General features: G+C 71.9%; 5 protein-coding genes. 1 reads left to right on the forward strand and 4 read right to left on the reverse strand.

Annotated elements, in window-relative coordinates; genetic code table 11:
* The 4 genes from HW445_RS16730 to HW445_RS16745 form a co-directional block, all read right to left on the reverse strand.
* The coding region (locus HW445_RS16730) for a glycosyltransferase family 2 protein (RefSeq protein WP_180221820.1) at positions 1-892 on the reverse strand (892 nt) is incomplete at its 3' end.
* 261 nt (positions 893-1,153) lie between these two features.
* Positions 1,154-2,068: a carbohydrate ABC transporter permease gene (locus tag HW445_RS16735; RefSeq protein WP_151775157.1), complete on the reverse strand. Its 915-nt coding sequence runs from the start codon at positions 2,066-2,068 to the stop codon at positions 1,154-1,156.
* On the reverse strand, positions 2,065-3,444 hold the full coding sequence (locus HW445_RS16740; protein WP_180221821.1) for a carbohydrate ABC transporter permease: 1,380 nt from the start codon (positions 3,442-3,444) through the stop codon (positions 2,065-2,067). Before HW445_RS16740 ends, HW445_RS16735 begins: the two co-directional genes overlap by 4 nt.
* 6 nt (positions 3,445-3,450) lie before the next feature.
* On the reverse strand, positions 3,451-4,821 hold the full coding sequence (locus tag HW445_RS16745; protein ID WP_180221822.1) for an ABC transporter substrate-binding protein: 1,371 nt from the start codon (positions 4,819-4,821) through the stop codon (positions 3,451-3,453).
* A gap of 216 nt (positions 4,822-5,037) precedes the next feature.
* Between HW445_RS16745 and HW445_RS16750 the strand changes: the two genes are divergently transcribed.
* Positions 5,038-5,656: NAD(P)-binding domain-containing protein (locus tag HW445_RS16750; RefSeq protein ID WP_180221823.1), on the forward strand; the 619-nt coding region annotated here is incomplete at its 3' end.

The following is a 5,656-nucleotide window of genomic DNA, read 5'->3' on the forward strand; positions in this document are numbered from 1 at the left end:
TGGCGGGGCGCAGCCCGGGCACGCGGCGCCGCAGGTGCTGGGCGCGGGCGCGGTGCAGGAACTCCCGGTGGGTGCCGGGCGGCAGACGGTCGGCGCGGCTCAGGACGGTGAAGCAGTGGTCCGTCATGCGCTGGAAGAGCGGTCCCCGCCAGTGGGCCAGGGCGGGACGGGCGTCGAGGAAGGCGAAGACGCGGTCGTACTGGGCGAACACGTCGAAGTGCTGCCGCCCGGGGGTGCCGAGGATGTTGCCCAGGCGTCGCTGCCGGTAGTGGAGGCAGACCCGGTCGAGGGTGGCCAGCGACCCGGCGGCCAGCAGGGCCGGGTAGGTGAACGGGATGTCCTCGTAGCAGCCCGGCGGGAAGCGGAGGTCCTCCCGTTCCAGGAAGGCGCGCCGGTAGGCCTTGTTCCAGACGACCATCAGCAGGTTGAGCAGCCCGGGCCGGTCGTCCAGCCGGAACGGTGCGGGGCCGTCCTCGCCGAGTTCGGCGGCGAGCCGGTTGCGGACGGTGCCGCCGTCCAGGTGGAGGCGGGCGTAGTCGTAGACCAGGACGTCCGGGTCGCCGGTGTGCTCCAGCCGTTCGGCGACGGCCCGCAGGGCGTGCGGGGTGAGGGTGTCGTCGCCGTCGAGGAAGATCAGGTAGTCGCCGGCCGCCTGCTCCATGCCGGCGTTGCGGGCGGGGCCGAGACCGCTGTTGCGGTCCAGGTGGACGGCGCGGACACGGGGGTCGCGGGCGGCGAACTCCTCGATGATCACCCCGCACCGGTCCGGGGAGCCGTCGTCGACCACGATCAGCTCCAGGTCCGCGTACGACTGCCCGAGCACCGACTCCAGGCAGGAGTGGAGGTAGGCCTGGACCCGGTACGCGGGCACGATGACACTGAACCTGGGCAACGGCACATCCAGGGGGTGACGGGGGCGGTCGGCCGGAGCGGAGACATCCGAAGGTGTGACATGGATACGCTCCGCCGCCCTGCCGAGTGGCCACGCCGCACGCGTGTCGGGGCGGCCCGGTGACCGGACCGCCCCTTCAGGTGAACGGATTCGCCCGCTTGACGGACGCTTCCGATCGAGTGATGCGCGTGATCGTTGCCCGTTGTGCGGCCGCCGTGTGACGGGCCACCTGACGAGCCGTGTGACGGACCACGTGACGGGCTACTTGACGGCGCCCGCCATCACGCCGGAGACGAACTGGCGCTGGAAGGCGAAGAACACCGCCAGCGGGATCGCCATGGACAGGAACGCGCCCGGCGCCAGCACGTCGATGTTGTTGCCGAACTGCCTCACCTGGGTCTGCAGCGCGACCGTGATCGGCTGGCTGCCGGAGTCGGCGAAGACCAGCGCCACCAGCATGTCGTTCCACACCCACAGGAACTGGAAGATGCCCAGGCTCGCCACCGCCGGACCGCCCAGCGGCAGCACCACCCGGGTGAACAGCCGCAGTTCGCCCGCCCCGTCCAGCCGGGCGGCCTCCAGCAGTTCGCGCGGGATCTCCGCGAAGAAGTTCCGCAGCAGGAACACCGCGAAGGGCAGGCCGAACCCGGTGTGGAACAGCACCACGCCCGCGATCGACCCGAAGAGCCCGAGGTCGCCGAAGAGTTCGGCGATCGGCAGCAGCGCCACCTGGACCGGCACCACGATCAGGCCGACCACGCCCAGGAACCACCAGTCCCGCCCCGGGAACTCCATCCAGGCGAACGCGTACCCGGCGAGCGCACCGATCAGCACCACCAGCAGGGTGGCCGGCACGGTGATCAGCAGGGTGTTGAGCAGCGAACCGGTGATGTCGCCGTTGCCCAGCAGGTTCGCGTACGACTCGAAGGTCAGCCGCGAGGGCTCGGTGAGGACGGTCCACCAGCCGCTCTCCGCCATGTCCTGCGGCGAGCGCAGCGAGGAGAGCAGCAGGCCGATGGTGGGCACCAGCCAGAACAGGCCGACCACCACCAGGAACAGCCGGACCAGCGTGCCGCCCAGCCCGGAGACCAGCCGGGAGGCGAGGGAGGGCCTGGCGCGCCCCGCGGCCGGGGCCGGTGCCGGGGTCGCCGCCGGGGTTGTCGCCGTCGACGTCATCGCTGTCGGCCCTCCTGCCTGATCCGCCGGACGTTGAACCACATCACCGGGACGACGAGCAGCAGCAGGAAGACCGAGATGGCGCTGGCGACTCCCGGCTGGTCCTCGGCGAAGCCCTTCCGGTAGAGCTCCAGGGCGAGCACGTTGGCGTCGTCCTGGGCCGAGCCCGGCGGGATGATGAAGACCAGGTCGAAGATCTTCAGCACGTTGATCATCAGCGTGACCAGCACCACGCCCAGCACGGGTGCGAGCAGCGGCACGGTGATCCGGCGGAACACCTGCCACTCGGTCGCCCCGTCCACCCGGGCCGCCTCCAGCAGCTCCCGCGGCACGCCCGCGAGGCCCGCGGCGATCAGCACCATCGCGAACCCGGCCCACATCCACACGTACGCCCCGATCACCGCGGGGGTGACCAGGGACGGGCCGAGCCACTCCAGCCCGTTGTAGGGCTGGCGGAAGTTCTCCGCGGGCAGCCGCAGCAGTGCGCCGTCGGCCTTCGAGGACAGGCTGAAGGAGCCGTCGGCGGCCGCCGTGGCCCTCTCCACGACCTTGCCGTCCTTGACCGCCTCGATCCGCATGCCCGGATAGCCGACCTCGGTGGCGTCGGGTTCGTTGAGCGTGCCCACGCCCTTGCCACGGGTGAAGTCCTGCCAGGTCACGCCGGTGATCCGCGCCGGATCCGCGGAGGCCGGGCGGGCCGGGGCGGCCTCCTCGGGCATCACGTCGGGCGCGACGCCCACCAGGGGGAGCGACACCGGCGTGCCCGCCCGCACCGGGTCGGTGGTGGTGAACGAGCCGCCGCCGGACGGCTCCAGCGGCGACTCGCGGCCCGGGTGCGCCTTGGGGAAGGCGGAGGACTCGGCGAAGGTGTCGTGCACCCCCACCCAGACCGCGTTGGCGATGCCCTTGTCCGGGTCCTGGTCGTAGACCAGGCGGAAGATGATGCCCGCCGCCAGCATGGAGATCGCCATCGGCATGAAGACGACCAGTTTGAACGCCGTTCCCCAGCGCACCCGTTCGGTGAGGACCGCGAAGACCAGACCGAGCGCGGTGGCGACGGCCGGGGCGACCACGACCCAGATCAGGTTGTTGGTCAGCGCCGTCAGGATGCCGTCGTCGGTGAAGAGCTCGGCGTAGTTGTCGAAGCCGACGAAGTCGTCGCCGGTGCGGCCGAAGAGGCTGCGCAGCAGCGAGTACCCGATGGGGTACAGCACCAGCGCGCCCAGCAGCACCAGGGCGGGCAGCAGGAACAGGAAGGGCAGCGCGGACGTCCGTCTGCGGGACGCCCGGCCGCGCGGGGACCGCTCGGCGGGGGCGCCCCCGGCGGGCCTGGCCGCCGGGGTCCCCCCTTCTTCCTTCGTCACGGCCGGTTCCATCGGGCCTCAGTCCCCGTAGGCCTTGGCCGCCTCGGCCTCGAGCTTCTCCTGGGCGCCCTCGACGTCCTTCGGGTTCTTCAGGAAGTCCTGGAGGATCTTCCACTCGCCCTTGCCGGGCGTACCGCCGAACGCCTGCGGCGCCTGGTCGGACATGTCGAACCGGAAGTCGTCACCGGCCTGCACCAGCGCCTCGGCCATCTTCCGCTGGACCTCGTTGGGGTAGGCGGACGAGTCCACCGCCTTGTTCGGCGAGAGGTAGCCGCCCAGCTTCGCCTGGATGCCGGCGGCGTCCGGGGAGGCCAGGAAGGTGGCCAGGGCCTGCGAGGCCTCCGAGTCCTCGAGGATCACCGCGGCGTCGCCGCCGGAGACCACCGGCGCGATGTCGCCCACCGCCGGGAAGGGGAACACCTTGGCGTCGGTGCCGACCTTCGCCTCGGTCTCGCCGATGTTGACCTGCACGAAGTCGCCCTCGTAGACCATGCCGGCCTTGGGCTGGTCGCCGCCGGTGAAGGTCTGGGTCACCGAGGCCGGGAACTCCGTCTGCAGCGCGCCGTCGGCGCCGCCCGCCACGTAGTCGGCCTTGCCCCACACCTGCGCCAGGGTGGTCAGCGCGTCCTTGACCGAGGGGTCGGTCCAGGGGATCTCGTGCGCCGCGAGCTGGTCGTACTTCTCGGGACCCGCCTGGGAGAGGTAGACGTTCTCGAACCAGTCGGTGAGCGTCCAGCCGTCCGCGCCGCCGACCGAGAAGGGCGTGACGCCGGAGTCGTAGACCGTCTGCGCGGTGGTCAGCAGCTCGTCCCAGGTCTTGGGCTCGCTCGCCCCGGCGTTCTCGAAGACCTGGGCGTTGTACCAGATCAGGGACTTGTTGGCGGCCTTGTAGTAGACGCCGTACTGCTTGCCGTCGACGGTGCCGAGGTCCTGCCAGCCCTTGCTGTAGTTCTTGGCGAGCTGCGCCTGGGCGTCCGCGCCGAGGGGCTTGGCCCAGCCCTTCTCCACGGCCTGGTGGATCGCGCCCACCTGCGGGAGCATCGCCACGTCCGGCGGGGAGCCGCCGGCGATCTTGGAGCCGAGGAAGTTGATGATCGGGTCCTGGGCGGGAACGAAGGTGACCTTGGCGCCGGTCCGCTTCTCGAACTCGGCGAGGACCTTCTTGAAGTTCTCCTGCTCCGTGCCCGTCCAGACGGCGGCGACCTCCAGGGTCTGCCCGTCCAGCTTCGGCAGCTTCACGGTCTGCCCCGCGGCGCCGGTGCCGCCGCCCTCGTCCGTCTTCTTCTCGCCGTCCCCGTCACCGCCGCACGCGGTGAGGGCGAGTGCGAGGGTGGTGGCCACCAGTGCGGTGGGGACCCGGGAAGTGGCCAGCGCCTTGCGTATGCGCATCGTTGCCCCGTTCTTCGTTCGTCCTTGAACGTGTCGGTGGACGCGTTTGCGCCAAGCGCATTCCCAACAGGTGGGCTCTCTACGCCCGTTGAGGGGACCCGGTCGCCCGGCGGCCGGGCGCGGCCCCCGATCGTTGTCCCGCCGTGACCTTTCCCGGGCCCCGCCGCGGCCGGGCCGGTGCGGGCGGGACCGGGAGAGGGCTGCGATGCTGCCGGTATGAGCGAGTACCGCACGGTGGGCGTCGTGGGTCTGGGGCGGATGGGACTGACCCTGGCCTCGGGTTTCGGCAGGGCGGTCGGGCCCGCCCGGGTGTACGCGGCGGTGCGGTCCCCGGCCGGCGCCGACCGTCTCCGCGAGACGGTGCCCGGGGCGACGGTGGTCCCCCTGCCGGAGCTGGCCGGCCATGCCCGCCTGCTCGTCCTGTGCGTCCGCAACGCGGACCTTCCGGAGGTCCTCGACACCCTGCGGCCCCGGCTCACGGAACGCCATCTGGTGATCACCGTCAACAACGGCCTGCCGCTGCGGACGCTCGCGGAGGCCGTGCCGGGGCCCGTCGCCAAACTCGTCCCGAGCGTGGGCAACGAGATCGGTGCCGGCGCGACGCTCCTGGTGCCCGGTCCGCGCCTGACCGCGCCGGGTGCCGAGGAACTGCTCGGCCTGCTGCGCGCGTTCTCGGAGCCGTACGTGATCGAGGAGGGCCAGGGGAGGACGGCGACCGACCTCGCGTCCTGCGGTCCGGCCCTGCTGGCCGGGGCGGCCCGGGCGATGGTCGCCGCGCAGCGGGAGGGCGGCGCCCCGCTCCCGGACGACCTGGCGGAACGACTCGTCACGCAGA

Origin of the sequence: Streptomyces sp. UH6 (assembly GCF_013421635.1) — a bacterium.
In the GTDB taxonomy this organism is placed as follows: Bacteria; Actinomycetota; Actinomycetes; order Streptomycetales; family Streptomycetaceae; genus Streptomyces; species Streptomyces abyssomicinicus.